The organism is Bradyrhizobium sp. 482_C4_N1_8 (genome assembly GCF_052075965.1).
Classification (GTDB): Bacteria; Pseudomonadota; Alphaproteobacteria; order Rhizobiales; family Xanthobacteraceae; genus Bradyrhizobium; species Bradyrhizobium barranii.
On record NZ_CP197231.1, the window covers coordinates 4,666,217 to 4,683,376 of the forward strand.

Below are 17,160 nucleotides of genomic sequence, written 5' to 3' on the forward strand. Positions count from 1 at the left end.
GCGCAACGGCATGATTGACGGCGCGCCGCTCGACATCGTCCCGGACGATCCGGCTCTTCGGCTTCGGCCCGCAAGTCCGAATGACGAGCCGTTCATCCGGCGTCTCTTCGAGGAGGTGCGGACAGGGCAATTCACCGCGACCGGATTGTCCGGGCCGATCGTCGGCCAGATCATCGCGCAACAGTTCCGCGGCCAGGCGGCCGGCTATGCCGCGCAGTTTCCGCGTGCGATCTCGCTGATCGTCACACAGGACGCGACCGCGATCGGCCGGCTGCTGCTTCATTGCGCAAGCGAGTGCTGGCACATCATCGACATCGCGCTGCTGCCGGCCGATTGCGGTCGCGGCGCCGGCACGAAGATCCTCGACGCGCTCGAAGCGAGCGCACGGCAGCAGGGTGTCGGTGCGCTGACGCTCTCGGTGCTTGCGGACAATTCGGCCGCGCATAGGCTTTACCTGCGGCGAGGATTTGCCGAGATGGGGCAGGCGGGCGCCGTCCACATCGCGATGAAAAAGGATCTCGCCTAACGCACAGTCACCTCGCGCAGGAACTTCAGCAGCGCGGCATTGACCTCGTCGGGCCGCTCCTGCTGGACCCAATGGCCGGCGCCCTCGATGATCAGCTTCCGCGTCAGATTGGGTAGCACGCGCTCGAGCTCGTTGACGCGCTTGGCGCCGATCAGGCCGGTGATGACAGCGTCTTTCGAGCCGGCAATGAAGAGCGATGGCTGATGGATCTGCGCGTCCTGCCAGGGCGCCGTCAGCTCCCAGTTGCGGTCGAGGTTGCGATACCAGTTCAGCCCGCCGCGGAAGCCGGACTTGCGGAAGCTTTCGGTGAAATAGGCGAGGTCAGCCTCGCTGAGCCAGTTGGGCAGCGGCTCCTCGGTGAGCGCGTGACCGAGAAAGCCCTTGCCCTCCTGGACGAACATCGCGGCGCTGGGATCGGCAAGGCCGCGGCCGCCGAGCACGATGCGCATGGTGCGGGCAACATCACGCTCGAACTCCGCCTCGGCGACGCCGGGCGTCTGGAAATACTGCCAGTAGAAATTGCTGACGCCGCCCAGGCGCAGCAGATCGAGCGGCTTGCCGCGGCCGCGGAATGGCGGCGGCACGCTCAGGCCCGCCACCGCCGTGAAGATGTCGGGCCGGAACAACGCCGCGTGCCAGGCGACCGGCGCGCCCCAGTCGTGGCCGACCACCATCGCCTTGCTCTCGCCGAGCGCGTGCACGAGGCCAACGATGTCGCCGACCGTGTCGAAGATCGAGTAGGCGGCGACGTCCGCCGGCGCCGCGCTCTGGCCGTAGCCGCGCATGTCGGGGGCGACGACGTGGAAACCGGCGTCCGCCAGCGCCGGGATCTGGTGGCGCCAGGAGTAGGATAGCTCGGGCCAGCCGTGGCACAGCACCACCAGCGGACCCTGGCCGGCCTCGCGGATGAACAGGTCGATCCCGTTGGCCTTGATCACGCGGGTGGACAACATCGCTTTTCCGCCTTGTTTCAGGGGTTTGGTCGGGAAATATCAGGTGCCACGATAGGGGCGCGCCGAGAATCGTGCAATCTCGGGTTCGGCGGCCAGCCCCGTGTTGTTCGCACCGGTTCCTGCTGTTAGAACGCCGCTCTCAGGGCTTCGCCATGGCATTTCGTCTTTTTCCGCTCCGTCGCACCCGGTTCTCCGCCGGTGCGCTGGCGCGTGGGCTGATCGCGGCGGTTCTGGTGGCGGGCATCGGCTGGGGCGGGGCCCTCTACGCCGCCAACCAGAGCATCCAGGGCGCCAAGAAAGCCGAGGATTCCGGCTTCGATGGCGACGCCCCCACCGCGATCCTGATCGAGGCTTCCAGCGGCAGCGTCCTATTCGAGAAGAACGCCGACGAGCTGCGTGCGCCCTCCAGCATGATGAAGCTGATGACGGCGGAAGTCGTCTTCAATGCCATCAAGAAGGGCGACATCAAGCCGACCGACGAGTACCGGATCAGCGAGAATGCCTGGCGCAAAGGCGGGGCGCCCTCGGGCGGCTCGACGATGTTCGCCGCCATCAACAGCAAGGTTTCGGTCGACGACCTCCTGCATGGCGCGATCATCCAGAGCGGCAATGACGCCTGCATCGCGCTGGCCGAGGGCATCGCCGGCAACGAGAAGATCTTTGCCGCCGACTTCATGACCAAGCGTGCCCGCGAGCTCGGCATGACGAAGTCGACCTTCGGCAATTCCAACGGCCTGCCCGATCCCGGCAACAAGATGACAGTGCGCGAGCTCGGCATCCTCGCCCGCCACATCATTCTCGACTTCCCCGAATTCTACAAACTGTTCGGCGAGAAGGAGTACACCTGGAACAAGATCCGCCAGCCCAACCGCAATCCTCTGCTCAATTCGATGGAAGGCGCCGACGGTCTGAAAACCGGCTACACCAAAGAAGGCGGCTACGGCATGGTCGGCTCGGCCGTGCAGAACGGCACGCGGCTGATCGTGGTCGTCAATGGCCTGGAAGATCCTGAGGATCGCGCCACCGAAGCCAAGAAGATGCTGGAATGGGGCTTTCGCAATTTCGAGACCCGCACCCTGATCGCGGCCGACCAGCAGGTTGGCTACGCAAAAGTGTTTGGCGGCGAGAGCCGCTCGGTCAAGCTGGTCGCCAAGACGCCCGTCAAGGTGATGGTGCACAAGAACGGCAGCGACAAGCTGATTGCGCGCATCGTCTATAGCGGACCGGTGCGCGCGCCGATCGAAGCCGGGCAGAAGGTCGGCGTGGTCAAGGTCTGGCGCAGCGGCAATATCGCGGTGGAAACGCCCGTCTATGCCGCCGAAGCGATCGGCACCGGCTCGACCATGCGCCGCGCGATCGACGGCGCCAGCGAGCTCGTGATCGGCATGTTCCGCGCGGGCGCCGAGAAGCTCTGATCATGAGTGAGAGCGCAGCACAGCGGCCGTCCGGACGCGGACGCTTCATCACCTTTGAAGGCGGCGAGGGCACCGGCAAGTCGACCCAGATCAAGAAGCTCGCCGATCGCCTCACTGCGGCCAGGATGCGGACCCTCGTCACGCGCGAGCCCGGCGGCTCGCCGGGTGCCGAGATCATGCGCCACCTGGTGCTGTCGGGGATGGGCAAGCTGCTCGGGCCCGAAGCCGAGACGCTGCTGTTCGCGGCTGCCCGCGACGACCATGTCCGCACCGTGATCCAGCCTGCGCTCAATCGGGGCGCCTGGGTGCTGTGCGACCGCTTCGCCGACTCGACGCGGGCCTATCAGGGCAGCCTCGGCCGCGTGCCGATGGGCCTGATCAACGCGATGCAGCGGGTCACGATCGGCGATCTCAAGCCGGACCTCACCCTCATCCTCGATTTGCCGGTCGAGATTGGATTGCAGCGCGCCGCCGTGCGTCGTGGTAGCGGCACACCTGACAGGTTCGAGGGCGAGCAGCTCAGCTTCCACCAGGGCCTGCGCGAGGCCTATCGCAAGATCGCCGAGGACGATCCCGGCCGTTGCGTCCTGATCGATGCCAATTCCGATCCCGACACGGTTGCTGGACGAGTCTGGACGGCGCTGCGCGACCGTCTTCTCCCAACCCCTGCATCGGTGGTTTCCCTATGAGCCCGCGCCAGGCCGAACGCGAAACCGCCATTCCGCATCCGCGCGAGACGAGCCTTCTGTTCGGCCATCGCGAGGCCGAGACGGCGCTGCTCGCGGCCTATCGCAGCGGGCGCATCCCGCATGCCTGGCTGATCGGCGGGCCGCAGGGGATCGGCAAGGCGACGCTGGCCTATCGCATGGCGCGCTTCGTGCTTTCCAACGGCCAGCCGCTGGCGCCGTCCGTGCAGCAAGCCCAGACCCTCGCGATCGATCCTGATAACGCCGTGGCGCGGCAGGTTGCGGCCAGCTCGCACGGCGGGCTGTTGACGCTGGAACGCACCGCCAACGATCGCGGCGTGATGCGCACCGTGATCACCGTGGACGAGACGCGGGAGACGATCGGTTTTTTCGGCTCGACTGCCGCGGCAGAGGGCTGGCGCGTCTGCATCGTCGACACCGTCGACGAGCTCAACCCGAATGCCGCCAACGCGCTGCTGAAAATCCTCGAAGAACCGCCGCAGCAGTCGCTGTTCCTCCTGGTCAGCCACGCGCCGGCGCGCGTGCTCGCCACGATCCAGTCGCGCTGCCGCAAGCTGCGCCTGCGCCCGCTCGGCACGGATGATGTGATCGGCGCCGCAGCTTCGACGGCTGACCTCGATCCGAACGATCCGGCGCTGCGCGAGGCCGCGGAGGCCTCCGAGGGCAGCGTCGCGCGGGCGCTGACGCTGCTCGGCGGCGATGCCCTGAAGCTGCAGCAGCGCACGGCGGCGCTGCTTGCGCGCCTGCCACAGGTCGATCCGCGCGAACTGCACACGCTCGGCGATTCGCTCGGCACCAGTGACCGCGTCGCGCTGGCGGCCTTCATCGACGGCATCGATCGCTGGATTGCGGAACGCCTGCACTCCGACGAGGCCAATGCCAACCAGAATCTGCCGCGCCTTGCGCGCCTAGCTGAGGTATGGGAAAAGATCGTCCGCGCCGCGCGCGACACCGAAACCTACAATCTGGAGCGAAAGCCCTTGGTTTTCTCGGTGTTTGGCTGGCTGGCGGACGCAACGCGCTAGAGCATGATCCGGAAAAGTGTGCAGCGGTTTTCCGACAGGATCATGCTCCAAATAATGACCTAACGCAGGTTCGTTTCCAAATTTCGAGAAGCCGGTAAAGGAATTCGTCGTGGCCACGCGAGCTAAGAAAACCGCTAGAGGCAAGAGCAGCAAGAAGAAGGCTGCCAACAAGGCCGTGAAGAAGGCCGTGAAGGCGCTCGCGCGCAAAGCTGCCAAGAAGGTCAAGAAAACCAGGAAGGCTGCCGCCAAGAAGGGCGTGAAGAAGAGCGCTGCGAAGACGACAAAGAAGGCCGGCAAGAAGGCTGCGAAGAAGCAGGCCGTCGCCAAGAAGGCGGTGAAGAAAGCGGCCAAAAAGGCAGCCAAGTCTCCGGCGAAGAGCAAGGCTCCCGCGAAGAAGGCCGCCAAGAAAACGAAAGTGACTGCGCCTGCCGTGACCGTCGCACCGGCTCCCGTCGCCACGCCGCCGAAGGTTGTGAAGCCCAAGGTGTCGAAGCCGAAGGTGTCGAAGCCTGAGGCGCCGCCCGCGCTAAAGCCCGTCGCCGCTCCGCAAGCCGCAACTCCCGTTGCTGCGCCCGCGCGCGACAACGTCTTCTATATCTCGACCGCCATCGCCTATCCCAACGGCAGCCCGCATATCGGCCACGCCTATGAGGCGATCTCGGCCGACGTGCTGGCGCGCTTTGCGCGGCTCGACGGCAAGGACGTGTTCTTCCTGACCGGCACCGACGAGCACGGCCAGAAGATGGTCCAGACCGCGCAGAACGAGGGCCTGACCCCGTCCGCGCTCGCGACCCGCAATGCTGGCCGCTTCAAGGAGATGGACGAGCGTCTGAACGTGTCGTTCGACCGCTTCATCCGCACCACCGAAGAGCAGCACCATCGCTCCAGCCAGGAAATCTGGCGGCGCATGGAAGCGAACGGCGACATCTACTCCGACACCTATGCCGGCTGGTACTCGGTGCGCGACGAGGCGTATTACGCCGAGGACGAGACCCGCCTGAACGACGACGGCGTGCGCCTCGGCCCGCAAGGCACGCCAGTCGAATGGGTCGAGGAGAAGAGCTATTTCTTCCGCCTGTCGGCCTATCAGGACAAGCTTCTGAAGCTCTACGAAGATCATCCTGAATTCATTGGCCCGGACTCGCGCAAGAACGAGGTGGTGAGCTTCGTACGCGGCGGCCTGCGCGATCTCTCGATCTCGCGCACCACCTTCGATTGGGGCGTGAAAGTGCCCAGCGACGAAGAGCACGTGATGTATGTCTGGGTCGACGCGCTGACCAATTACATCACCGGCGTCGGATTCCCCGACGAGAGCGACAAGAACTGGCGCTACTGGCCGGCCGACGTGCACATCATCGGCAAGGACATCATCCGCTTCCACGCGGTCTACTGGCCCGCATTCCTGATGTCGGCCGGCATTTCGCTGCCGAAGAGGGTCTATGCCCATGGCTTCCTGTTCAACAGGGGTGAGAAGATGTCGAAGTCGGTCGGCAATGTCGTCGACCCCTTCAATCTTGCCGACCAGTATGGCGTCGACCAGATGCGCTATTTCTTCCTGCGCGAGGTCTCGTATGGCCAGGACGGCAACTACAACCACGATGCCATCGTCGCGCGCATCAATGCCGATCTCGCCAACGACCTCGGCAACCTCGCGCAGCGCTCGCTGTCGATGGTCGCCAAGCAGCTCGGCGGCGTGCTGCCGGAGCCGGGCGAGTTCAGCGACAACGACAAGGCGATTCTGGCGATGGCGGACGGCATGATCGCCGCATCGCGCGAAGCGATGGCGACGCAGCAGATCCATCACTGGCTCAACGCCGTGTGGGCCGTGGTCGCGGAGGCCAACCGCTATTTCGCGGGCGAGGCGCCGTGGGCGCTCGCCAAGACCGATCCTGTCAGGCAGAAGACGGTGCTCTATGTCACCGCCGAAGTCGTGCGCCAGATCGCGATCCTGGCCCAGCCGGCGATGCCGACTGCCTCGGGCTTGCTGCTCGACAGCCTCGGCATTCCCGCGGGCGAGCGGAATTTCGTGATGCTCGGGGGCGCCAAACGGATCGCGCCCGGCTCGACGCTACCGGCGCCGACACCGGCGTTCCCGCGCTACATCGAGCCGGCGGCCTAGGGCGTTCGGGCGATGCTGGTCGACAGCCACTGCCATCTGGATTTTCCGGACTTTGCGGAAGATCTCGACGGGATCGTCTCGCGTGCACGTGCGGCCGGCATCGGCCGTATGGTCACGATCTCCACGCGGGTGCGAAAGCTCAATCAGCTTCTGGCCATCGCTGAGCGCTACGACGACGTCTACTGCTCGGTCGGCACCCATCCGCACAACGCGGACGAGGAAGACGGCATCTCGCCGGACGAACTGATCGGGTTGACCGGGCATCCCAAGGTGGTCGCGCTCGGCGAGGCCGGGCTCGACTATTTCTACGACAACGGCGCGCCGGAGGCGCAGGCGAGGGGCTTCCGCGCCCACATCGCGGCGGCCCGTGCGACCGGCCTGCCGCTGGTGATCCACACCCGCGAGGCGGACGAGGATTGCGGCCGCATCCTGGAGGAGGAAGCGGCCAAGGGATCGTTTCGCGCCGTGCTGCATTGCTACACGGGCGGGCGCGAGCTGGCGCTGAAGGCGGTGTCGCTCGGGCTCTATGTCGGGTTCACGGGCATCCTGACCTTCAAGAAGTCGGAGACCCTGCGCGCGCTTGCGGCTGAACTGCCGTCTGACCGTATTCTGGTTGAAACAGACTCGCCCTATCTTGCGCCCGGCAAGTTCCGGGGCAAACGCAACGAGCCGGCCTATGTGGTCGAGGTCGCCAAGGTGCTAGCCGAAACGCGCGGCGTGTCGCTCGATGAGATCTCACGCCAGACCACCGAAAACTTCTTCCGCCTGTTCTCCAAGGTGAAATCTTAGGACTGGGAGCCGCATGACGCTGACGCTGACGATCCTGGGTTGCGGCTCCTCCGCCGGCGTGCCGCGCCCGGCACTCGGCTGGGGCGCCTGCGACCCCAACAATCCAAAGAACCGCCGCCGCCGCTGCTCGCTGCTGGTTGAGCAGACATCACACCACGGCACCACGCGCATCGTGATCGACACCTCGCCCGACCTGCGCGAGCAGCTCATCGATACCAATGTCGACCACATCGACGCGGTGTTCCTGACCCACGAGCATGCCGACCAGACCCACGGCATGGACGATCTGCGCTCCGTCGTGCTCCACATGCGCAAGCGCATTCCGGTCTATTTCAACCAGTCGACCGCGAAAGACATCATGGCGCGGTTCTCCTATTGCTTCATCTCGCCCGAGGGCAGCGACTATCCGCCGATTTTGCACCGGCATTCGATCGAGGCCGGCGAAAGCCGGACCATCAGCGGCAAGGGCGGGGACGTGACCATGACCGCCTTCCTGGTCCAGCACGGCCAGATCCCCGCGCTCGGCTATCGCATCTGCAATGCCGCCTACACGCCCGACCTCAACGACATCCCGCGCGAGAGCTGGGGCGCGCTGGAGAATCTCGATCTCTGGATCGTCGACGGCTTACGCTACACCCAGCATTCCAGCCATTTCAGCATCAACGATGCGCTGTCCTGGATCGAGCGCTTCAAGCCCAAGCGCGCCGTCATCACCAACATGACGGCCGACGTCGATTACGAGGTGATCCGGCAATCGCTGCCGGCGGGCGTGGTGCCGGCCTACGACGGCATGCGGCTCGAGACGCACTGATCGCGCCGGCTCGGTTCAGGCCGAGATCGCCTTCGACGAGCCGATCTCGTTACGCAGCAGGAATTTCTGGATCTTGCCCGTGGACGTCTTCGGGATCGGTCCGAACACGACGGCCTTCGGCGTCTTGAAGCCGCTCATATGCGTGCGGCAGAAGGCGATGATTTCGGCTTCGGTCGCGCTGGCGCCGTCCTTCAGTTCGACGAAGGCGCAGGGCACCTCGCCCCATTTCGGATCGGGCTTTGCGACGACGGCTGCGAACAGCACGGCCGGATGCTTGTAGAGGATGTCCTCGACCTCGACGGAGGAAATGTTCTCGCCGCCGGAAATGATGATGTCCTTGGAGCGATCCTTGATGATGACGTAACCGTGCTCGTCGAGCACGCCGAGGTCGCCGGTGTGAAACCAGCCGCCCTCGAAGGCTTCTTTCGTCGCCTTCTCGTTCTTGAGGTAACCCTTCATCACGATGTTGCCGCGGAACATGACCTCGCCGATGGTCTCGCCGTCGCGGGGCACCTCCTGCATCGTCTGCGGATTGATGACGGTGACGCCTTCCTCGAGCGGGTAGGGCACGCCCTGCCGCCGCTTCATGCTGGCGCGCTCGGCGGCGGGCAGATCGTCCCAGCCGGGTTGCTCGGCGCAGACGGAGGCGGGGCCGTAGACCTCGGTCAGGCCGTAGACGTGCGTAAGCCTGATGCCGATGTTTTCTGCGCCTTCGAGCACCGCGACCGGCGGTGCGGCGCCGGCGATCAGGCCGACGACGCCGCGCGCGGCACTGCCCTTCGGCGCATCGGGTGCGTTGATCAGCGTGTTGTAGACGATCGGCGCGCCGCACATGTGGGTGACGCCGTGCTGCTTGATCAGCTCGAAGATTTTTGTCGGCTCGACCTTGCGCAGGCAGACATTGATGCCGGCGGCCGCAGCGATGGTCCAGGGGAAGCACCAGCCGTTGCAGTGGAACATCGGCAGCGTCCAGAGATAGACCGGATGCTGGCCGAGCTGGCCGGCGAGGATGTTGCTGACGGCGTTGAGATACGCGCCGCGATGATGGGTGACGACGCCCTTGGGATTGCCCGTGGTGCCCGAAGTATAGCTCAGCGCGATGGCGTCCCATTCGTCCTTGGGCGGGATCGCCGCGAAGTCCGGGTCGCCTTGCGCAACCGCCGCCTCGTACTCGATCTCGCCAATGCGCTTGCCGCCCTTGAAAGCGGCGTCGTCGACGTCGACGACGAACGGCTTCGGGCCCTTCATCTGCGCGAGCGCGTCGGTGATGACAGTCGAAAACTCCGGATCGACCAGGATGATCTTGGCGCCGCCATGATCGAGCTGAAACGCGATCGAAGGCGCATCGAGACGAATGTTGAGCGCATTGAGAACGGCGCCGGTCATGGGGACGGCGAAGTGCACCTCGTTCATCGCCGGAATGTTCGGCAGCATCGCCGCGACGGTATCGCCGACGCCGATGCCCTTGCCGCCGAGCCAGGACGCAAAGCGTTTGCAGCGCTCATGCGTCTCGCGCCACGTGAAGCTGCGGCCCTCATAGACAGTGCTGACGTGGTTGGGATAGACGGCGGCGCTGCGCGCGAGGAAGCTCAGCGGGCTCAGGGGGACGTAATTGGCGGGGGTCTTGTCGAGGCCGATATTGTACTGGTTCTGCCGCTCGCTCATCGAACCCTCCTTGACGCCGCGCTCTACAGGAATCCGATCGAGATCCAGGGGAAGATCGCGACGATGATCAATCCCACCAGCAGCGCCAGCAGATAGCCCCAGATCGGCCTGATGCCTTCGGCCGGATCGACGCGTCCGATGGCGCAGGCGGCATAATAGCCGACGCCGAAGGGCGGGGCGAATAGCCCGATACCCATGGCGAGAATGATCACCATGGCGTAGTGCACCTCGTGCACGCCGACGGCACGGGCGATCGGAAACAGCAGCGGCCCGAACAGCACGATTGCCGGAATGCCCTCAAGCACGCTGCCGAGGATGGTGAAGGCCAGGATCGACACGGCGATGAAGGTCGCAGGCCCCCCGGGCAATCCGGTCATGGCTGAAGCCAGCGAGCGCGAGAAGCCGGATTGGGTGAGCCCCCAGGCCATGCCGGTCGCCGTGCCGATGATCAGCAGGATCGCGCCCGACAGCGCCGCGGTCTCGACCAGCATGGGAAACAGCCGCCGCCAGTCGAAGCGGCGGTAGACGAGGAGGCCGACCAGGGCGCCGTAGACGATCCCGATGGTGGAGACTTCGGTCGCGGTCGCAATGCCCTCGACCACGGCGTAGCGGATCACGAAGGGAAGCGCGAGCGCGGGCAGGGCGATGACGAAGGTCTTGCCGATCTCGCCACCCGTGGCGCGGCGCACATGGCTCATGTCCTCGTGGCGATAGCGCCACCACACCAGCATGCAGAGGGTGATGGCGAGCACGACGCCGGGCAGCAGGCCGCCGGTGAAGAGGGCGGCGATCGATACGCCCGTGACCGAGCCGATCGTGATCAGCACGAGGCTCGGCGGAATGGTCTCGGTTTGGGCACCCGTAGCCGCAAGAAGCGCCACGAGGTCGCCGGGCTTGGCGCCGCGCTGCTTCATTTCCGGGAACAGCACGGGCGCCACCGCCGCCATGTCGGCGGCCTTGGCGCCGGAGATGCCGGAGACGAGATACATCGCGCCGACCAGCACGTAATGCAGGCCGCCGCGGACATGGCCGAGCAGGCTCGCCAGGAACGCGACCATGGCCCGCGCCATGCCGGTCATCTCGATCAGAAGCCCCAGGAACACGAACAGCGGCACCGAGAGCAGGATGAGGTGGCTCATGCCCTCGTCCATCCGCCCGACCAGCACCATCACCGGCGTCCGCGTGGTCAGCGCCAGATAGCCGTAGATCGCGAGGCCAAACCCGAACGCAATGGGAACGCCGGCAAAGACGCAGAAGCCGGCGACGCCGACGAAGAAGATGACGAGGTTGAGGTTGCCGAGCGGCCGCAGATAAGGCTGCGCCAACCAGAACAGACCGACGATGACGGCAACCGATATCACCGCCGTCAGCACCATGCGGTAATCGGCGGCGCGCAGCAGCCGCAGCAGCGCGAACACCGCCATCAGGCAGATGCCGGCCGGCAGCGCCGCGGCGCGCCACATGTTCGAGATCTGGAGCGCCGGCGTGGTGATGAAGCTTTCCTCGTAGGCGTATTCGGCGGATGGCCAGACGATCAGCGCCAGGAACGCCAGCGCCGCGCAGGTCGCGACCATGTCCAGATAGGCGCGCAACGCCGGCCGCGCGCTCGCGACGAGCGCCGTCATGCGCATGTGCTCGGAGCGGCGGAATGCGACCGCCGCGCCCAGCATCGCCAGCCACAGGAACAGGATCGAGGCGAGCTCATCCGACCAGATAAGCGGCCGGTGCACGCCATAGCGTGCGACCACGCCGGCAAACAGGATTACGATCTCGGCGACGACCAGGATTGCCGCGGGGATCTCGACGGCGAGGCCGAGGAGGCGCTCCAGCGAGGCCAGCACGGGGGATCGGCGAGGGGGCTGAACAGCCACCTCGCCCACCACTTCGGTCGCCTGAACCTCGACATGAGCCATCTCGATAAGAACCTCGGCGGCCCCGACGCGTTACGACAGCTTGCCGACGGCCTTTTCCAGGAGATCCCAGGCCTGGTCGCCATACTTGCCCTTCCACTCGGCATAGAAGCCGGCGGAGCGCAGCTTGTCACGGAACGGCGCCACCGCAGGCTGGTTGAAGGTCAGGCCTTTGCCCGCGAGCTCCTGCTGGAGATTCGCATTGAGCTTGGCGGTATCCTCACGCTCCTTGACGGCGGCGGCGTTGATGTTCTTGGCGACGACGGTGCGCACATCCTCTGGCAGCGCGCTCCAGGCGCGGCGGTTGGCCAGGAACCAGAATCCGTCCCACATGTGGTTGGTCAGCGAGCAGTACTTCTGCACCTCGTACAGCTTGGCGGTCGAGATGATCGCCAGCGGGTTCTCCTGGCCCTCGACGATCTTGGTCTGAAGCGCGGAATAGACCTCGGCGAAATTGATCGAGGCGGGCGCGGCGTCGAACGCCTTGAACATCGAGGTCCACAGCGGTGACACCGGCACGCGGATCTTGAAGCCCTTGAGGTCGTCGGGACCGGTGATCGGCTTGCTCGACGACGTGGTCTGGCGGAAGCCGTTGTCCCAGATCTTGTCCATGACCTCGAGGCCGGCCTTCTTGATCTCGCCGCGGACATGGGCGCCGAGGTCGCCGTCCATGGCCTTCCAGACCGTGCCGTAGTCCGGGAACGCGAAGCCGATGCCGTTGATGGACGCGGCCGGCACCAGGGTCGACAGGATCAGGCCTGACAGCGTGAAGAATTCGACGCCGCCGGACCGGATCTGGCTCAGCATGTCGGTGTCGGAGCCGAGCTGGTTGTTCGGAAAGATCTGGAGGTCGAACTTGCCGTTGGTCTCGGCCTTGATCGCCGCCGCCATCTCCTTGGCGCGCACGTTCAGCGGATGGGTGTCAGGCAGGTTGTTGGCGTATTTGTAGGTGAACTCGGCGCTCTGGGCGCGGGCCACATGGGGCGCACCGAGGCCGCCCAGGACCGCGGTCGCGGCGGAGGCCTTGAGAAGCGTGCGTCGGGAAAAGCTCATGGGTCTGCTTCCTCGGAAGTTTGTTATTGTTCTGAGATGCAAACCTATACGGACGGAAGGCCTGAAGGTCATCTGCGATCTCGCGAGGTCTCGCTTATTGCAGCCGGGCACCGTTGCGGCAATATCGGCTTTCGGCAGATGGCCCGGATTCAAAATCTGAAAAACAACAAGAGCCGAGAGGCCGGTCGCGGCGTAGACCGAAAACGGACGGCAAGCGAAGACGCGGTGTCAGGAATTCGATCTAAATATCTGATCTAATTGTATATAAAGATATTCCATAATATACCTTATGCGAATTACGGATGTGGCGGTCCGGGCTGGGGCCCGCCTGGCGCATGGTCGCCGAAATCCCTCCCCACCGTTCATGGTGAGCCGCGTTGCTGGCCGTGGCGTCGCGGCGCATCGCCGCGCGCGGGCTCAGCTGTGCATTCTTCTGAGCGGGTGACGCTCGCGCACGGCGTCACCCGAGATGGTCCGGCCGGCAGTCAGGACGGCGCCGCGAAGTCGTAGGAGATGCGTCCGGCGGGCAGATAGAACAGCGCGATGACGGCGCCGCCGCGCACCTCAGGATAGTGCCGGCTGCCGGGGTCGGGCGCGGTCCAGCCAGGCCCTTGCCAGCCCTGCAGCCCCTTGAGCTCGGCGCCCTTGTCCAGCGGCACGACCAGGTTCAGTTCCCCGTATGGGTGACCGTGATATTGCCCGCGGAGCACGTCGTGGTCGTCCTCGTCCTTGAAGCGGCGCGGATCGGTGCTGTTCATGTAGACGGCCGTGATGCTGAACTGGAACGTTTCAGGCGTCGGATCCATGATGCGGCTGCGCCGGTAGTTCGGACCGTCGACCTCCTGGTTCGCCGCCCAGCCTTCCTCGACGCCGCGCTTAATCAGCCGCGCCAGGTCCTGGTAGAGCTGGCTGCCCTCGCCGTAGGTTTGGTTGAGCCACCGCTCCATCTCCGCGCCGGGCGTCATGTCCTTGACCTCGCGGAGAAACGGAATGCTGCACTGAATCAGTTCGTCTCGGCTTCCCATGGCGTTGTCCTTTCCATTTGGGTTGCACTTTGTTCTTCAAAGCCCGCGAACGAGGCGAAGTCCGCGATGTCCGCGCGCGGCATCAGCCTGCCCGCGATTTGGTGCCTGGCACGGCCGATCGAAATGCCGCACACGACCATTTGCTCCGCCGGGATCGACAGCAGCGGACGCAGGATCCGGTGGTATTTCGAGAACGTCTCCTGCGGACATGACTGGAGCCCATGGCCTGCCGCAGCCAGCAGCACGTTCTGGATGAACATGCCGAGGTCGAGCCAGCTGCCGACCTCCAGGCGCCGGTCGATCGTGACGATCAGCGCGACGGGCGCGCCGAAGAACGCATAGTTCTTGGCGGTCTGGCCGCTCCTGGCTTTGATATCGGTCTGGGCGATGCCGAGCGAACCGTAGAACAACCGGCCGAACTCCTGTCGTCGTTGCAGGTAGGGTTCGGGCAGATCACTGGCGTAGTATCTGTATTCCGACATATGCGCGTCGCGGGCGGTTTCGTGCGCCTCGCGCAGCGCCACCGAGACCCTGTCTTTGGCATCGCCGGCCAGCACGTAGACGTGCCAGGGCTGGATATTGGCGCCGCTTGGCGCAAACCGTGCCACGCGCAGAATCTGCTCGATGGTCCCTCGCCCGACCGGCGCGCCCGAGAAGTCGCGGCATGCAAAACGGCCTGCGATGATCTCGTCTATGCCGCTCTGCACGGCTGCGCCCTCGCCGATCATGGCTGCTTCAGGAGCGGACATCCGCCTTGCTCCATCGGCCGGAAGGCTTCCTCGCCCGGAATCGTCGCCAGCAGCTCGTAATAGTCGAACTTGTATTTGGACTGCTCGGGCGACTTGACGCGAAACAGATACATGTCGCGGACCAGCCGGCCGTCCTCGCGGATCCGGCCATTTCTGGTCATGAGATCGTTCACGGGCATGGCGCGCATCCTGGCGGCTATGATCGGCCCATCCAGCGTGCCGGCCGCCTGGACCGCCCTAAGGTAGTGCATCACCGCGCCATAGGTGCCGGCGTGGATCATGGTCGGGACCTTCTGGGTCTTGGCGATGAAGCGCTTCGACCACGCCCGTGTATCCTCGTTCAGGTCCCAATAGAACGCCGAGCTCAGCATCAGGCCCTGGGCGCTCTGGAGCCCGAGACTGTGAATGTCAGCAATGAAGACGAGCAGGCCGACCAGCTTCTGCCGCTGCGTGATGCCGAATTCGCCGGCCTGCTTGACGACGTTGATGAAGTCGCCGCCGGTGTCGGCGAGCGCGATCACGTCCGCCTTCGAGGACTGTGCCTGGAGCAGGAAGGACGAAAAATCCGGCGTATTGAGCGGATGTTTCACGGCGCCGATCACCTTGCCGCCCATGGCATCGATGACCTTGCGGCTGTCGGCCTCGAGCTGGGCGCCGAGAGAATAGTCGACCGAAATGAAATACCAGGACTTTGCGCCGAGACGCGACATCGCCCGTGTCGTTCCCTGCGACAGCGCATACGTGTCGTAGGTCCAGTGAATTCCGGTCGGCGAGCATTCGTCGCCAGTCAGGCGCGACGTGGCGGCGCCGGTGGCGAGGAACAGTTTCTTCTTGTCCCGTGTGATGCCCTGCACCGCCAGCGCGACCGCAGAATTCGGCACGTCGAGGACGACCTCGACGTTTTCGTTTTCAATCCAGCGCCGCGCGATGGTCGCTCCCACATCGGCCTTGTTCTGGTGGTCTCCCGCGACGATCTGGATACCGCGCCCCAGCACCTGACCACCGAAATCGTCGACCGCCATTTGCGCCGCAACCACCGAGCCCTGGCCGCCATTGTCGGCGTAGAGCGAGGACATGTCGGTGAGAACGCCGAGCTTCACCGGACCGTCCTGCGCAATAGCCGGCGCCGTGAACAGCGCCAGTGCCAGTCCGAAAGCTCCGATCGACATCCCGCAGGATTTCATTGCCCATCTCCTCCAAATCCGGCGTCGGGATCATGACGGGATCGCGCGAATGCGGAAGTGAAACTCTTGCAGAGTGATCCTGAACCGCCTTCAGATTGGTGGCGCGAACGGCCAGGCGTCGCGGTCCGGGCGCCCTGCTCGGTTGCGTCGGCTGCGCGCATGGCCTTAACTGGAATAGATCGCAGTTATGCAACGGGCGCGCGATCCGCCTGCGACGGTGTCCTGCACGTGGCTGTTTCCTTCAAGACCCTGGACCTGAACCTGCTCAAGGTCTTCGACGCCGTCATGGAGGAGCGCAGCGTGCTGCGGGCGAGCCAGCGGGTTGCGCTCAGTCAATCCGCCGTGAGCCATTCGCTCGCCCGGCTCCGCGAGATGCTGGAAGACGATCTGTTCGTGCGCACGGCGACCGGCATGCAGCCAACCGCGCGTGCATTGACGATGGCTCCACAGGTTCGCGAAGCGCTGCGATCTCTCGAGGCGGCGGTCGAGCAGCCGCGCTTCGTTCCGGCGGCCTCGACCCGACAGTTCACCCTGGCCGCCAACGACTTCACCACGATGGTGCTGGCGTCACCGCTCCTGAAGATACTTGGGCTTGAGGCGCCGGCGATCGACCTGATTATCAAGCCGGTGACGCGGATCGACCTCGCCGAGCAGATCGACCTCGGTCGCATCGACGTTGCGATCGGCGTCTTCTCGGATCCGCCGAACCGCTTTCGGACCTCACTGTTGTTCGAATATGACGACGTGCTGATCGTGGGCGGAAAGCGCAAGCTCGGTCGGATCGACAACGCGGCCCTGGCGCGCATGCCGCTGGTCGTTGTCTCCTTCGGCGGCGAGCAGGAGGGAGCGATCGGAGGCTTCATCTCCGAGCGTGGCCTCGCAAGGCGATCGGAGATGTATGACCGCGCGGCACTCGAACGGGCATTGTCCGAAAGCGACCGGCCGCCGCGCATAGCTGTTTCGCTGCCGCATTTCCTGGCGCTGCCCGCCCTGCTCGCGGACTCTGAACTCGCGGCCATCGTTCCGCGTCCATTGGCGCGGGCATTCGAACGTGAGCATGCCATCACGACGTACGAACTGCCTTACGCCACAACGCCGGTCGAGGTCCGGCTGTTGTGGCACGAACGTATCGAGGGCGAGCCGTCGCATGACTGGCTTCACGATATCCTCAGGCGCGCGACAGCGGATCTCAGGCGTGGACGCTAGCTGGAGACGCTCTCAGTCCTGGT

Annotated in this window: 15 protein-coding genes; 8 read left to right on the top strand and 7 right to left on the bottom strand. The window is 65.0% G+C overall.

From position 1 onward, the window contains the following. Positions 1-10: 10 nt before the first annotated feature. Positions 11-526 carry a GNAT family N-acetyltransferase gene (locus tag AB7Z56_RS22300; protein ID WP_354123800.1) on the top strand — a complete coding sequence of 172 codons (516 nt, stop codon included), beginning with the start codon at positions 11-13 and terminating at the stop codon, positions 524-526. On the opposite strand, the gene AB7Z56_RS22305 is transcribed toward AB7Z56_RS22300, so the two are convergent. Next, positions 523-1,479, bottom strand: coding sequence for an alpha/beta fold hydrolase (locus AB7Z56_RS22305; protein ID WP_441256417.1), 957 nt, complete (start codon positions 1,477-1,479; stop codon positions 523-525). The genes AB7Z56_RS22300 and AB7Z56_RS22305 overlap by 4 nt on opposite strands. 152 nt (positions 1,480-1,631) lie before the next feature. Between AB7Z56_RS22305 and AB7Z56_RS22310 the strand changes: the two genes are divergently transcribed. From AB7Z56_RS22310 to AB7Z56_RS22335, 6 genes are all read left to right on the top strand, one after another. Next, a complete protein-coding gene (locus AB7Z56_RS22310; RefSeq protein ID WP_166341880.1) occupies positions 1,632-2,894 on the top strand; it encodes a D-alanyl-D-alanine carboxypeptidase family protein in 1,263 nt (420 codons plus the stop codon). Positions 2,895-2,896: 2 nt separating this feature from the next. After that, positions 2,897-3,583 carry a dTMP kinase gene (gene tmk / locus AB7Z56_RS22315; RefSeq protein WP_085401502.1) on the top strand — a complete coding sequence of 229 codons (687 nt, stop codon included), beginning with the start codon at positions 2,897-2,899 and terminating at the stop codon, positions 3,581-3,583. After that, the gene (locus AB7Z56_RS22320) at positions 3,580-4,626 is read left to right on the top strand and encodes a DNA polymerase III subunit delta' (protein ID WP_283016470.1); all 1,047 of its coding nucleotides are present in this window, start codon (positions 3,580-3,582) and stop codon (positions 4,624-4,626) included. The genes tmk and AB7Z56_RS22320 overlap by 4 nt, the downstream gene beginning before the upstream one ends. Before the next feature lie 109 nt (positions 4,627-4,735). After that, the gene (gene metG / locus AB7Z56_RS22325; protein ID WP_441256418.1) at positions 4,736-6,745 is read left to right on the top strand and encodes a methionine--tRNA ligase; all 2,010 of its coding nucleotides are present in this window, start codon (positions 4,736-4,738) and stop codon (positions 6,743-6,745) included. Between the two features lie 12 nt (positions 6,746-6,757). Then, positions 6,758-7,534: a TatD family hydrolase gene (locus tag AB7Z56_RS22330; RefSeq protein ID WP_283016468.1), complete on the top strand. Its 777-nt coding sequence runs from the start codon at positions 6,758-6,760 to the stop codon at positions 7,532-7,534. Between the two features lie 13 nt (positions 7,535-7,547). Further along, positions 7,548-8,345, top strand: coding sequence for an MBL fold metallo-hydrolase (locus AB7Z56_RS22335; RefSeq protein ID WP_283016467.1), 798 nt, complete (start codon positions 7,548-7,550; stop codon positions 8,343-8,345). A 15-nt stretch (positions 8,346-8,360) separates the two neighbouring features. Here AB7Z56_RS22335 and AB7Z56_RS22340 read toward each other — a convergent pair whose 3' ends face one another. From AB7Z56_RS22340 to AB7Z56_RS22365, 6 genes are all read right to left on the bottom strand, one after another. Then, positions 8,361-10,010, bottom strand: coding sequence for an acyl-CoA synthetase (locus AB7Z56_RS22340; protein ID WP_283016466.1), 1,650 nt, complete (start codon positions 10,008-10,010; stop codon positions 8,361-8,363). Positions 10,011-10,033: 23 nt separating this feature from the next. Continuing rightward, the gene (locus tag AB7Z56_RS22345; RefSeq protein WP_354123802.1) at positions 10,034-11,923 is read right to left on the bottom strand and encodes a TRAP transporter large permease; all 1,890 of its coding nucleotides are present in this window, start codon (positions 11,921-11,923) and stop codon (positions 10,034-10,036) included. A gap of 30 nt (positions 11,924-11,953) precedes the next feature. Further along, positions 11,954-12,973, bottom strand: coding sequence for a TRAP transporter substrate-binding protein (locus AB7Z56_RS22350; protein ID WP_354123803.1), 1,020 nt, complete (start codon positions 12,971-12,973; stop codon positions 11,954-11,956). Between the two features lie 485 nt (positions 12,974-13,458). Then, positions 13,459-13,998: a 4-hydroxylaminobenzoate lyase gene (locus AB7Z56_RS22355; RefSeq protein ID WP_063983298.1), complete on the bottom strand. Its 540-nt coding sequence runs from the start codon at positions 13,996-13,998 to the stop codon at positions 13,459-13,461. Further along, entirely contained in the window at positions 13,977-14,726 is a 750-nt protein-coding gene (locus tag AB7Z56_RS22360) for a nitroreductase (RefSeq protein WP_063983299.1), read from the bottom strand. The genes AB7Z56_RS22355 and AB7Z56_RS22360 overlap by 22 nt, the downstream gene beginning before the upstream one ends. Next, entirely contained in the window at positions 14,723-15,931 is a 1,209-nt protein-coding gene (locus tag AB7Z56_RS22365; RefSeq protein ID WP_063983300.1) for an ABC transporter substrate-binding protein, read from the bottom strand. Before AB7Z56_RS22365 ends, AB7Z56_RS22360 begins: the two co-directional genes overlap by 4 nt. Before the next feature lie 228 nt (positions 15,932-16,159). On the opposite strand from AB7Z56_RS22365, the gene AB7Z56_RS22370 reads away from it, so the two are divergent. Next, positions 16,160-17,137, top strand: a complete 978-nt coding sequence (locus AB7Z56_RS22370; RefSeq protein ID WP_063983301.1) for a LysR family transcriptional regulator — start codon at positions 16,160-16,162, stop codon at positions 17,135-17,137. Positions 17,138-17,160: the final 23 nt, after the last annotated feature.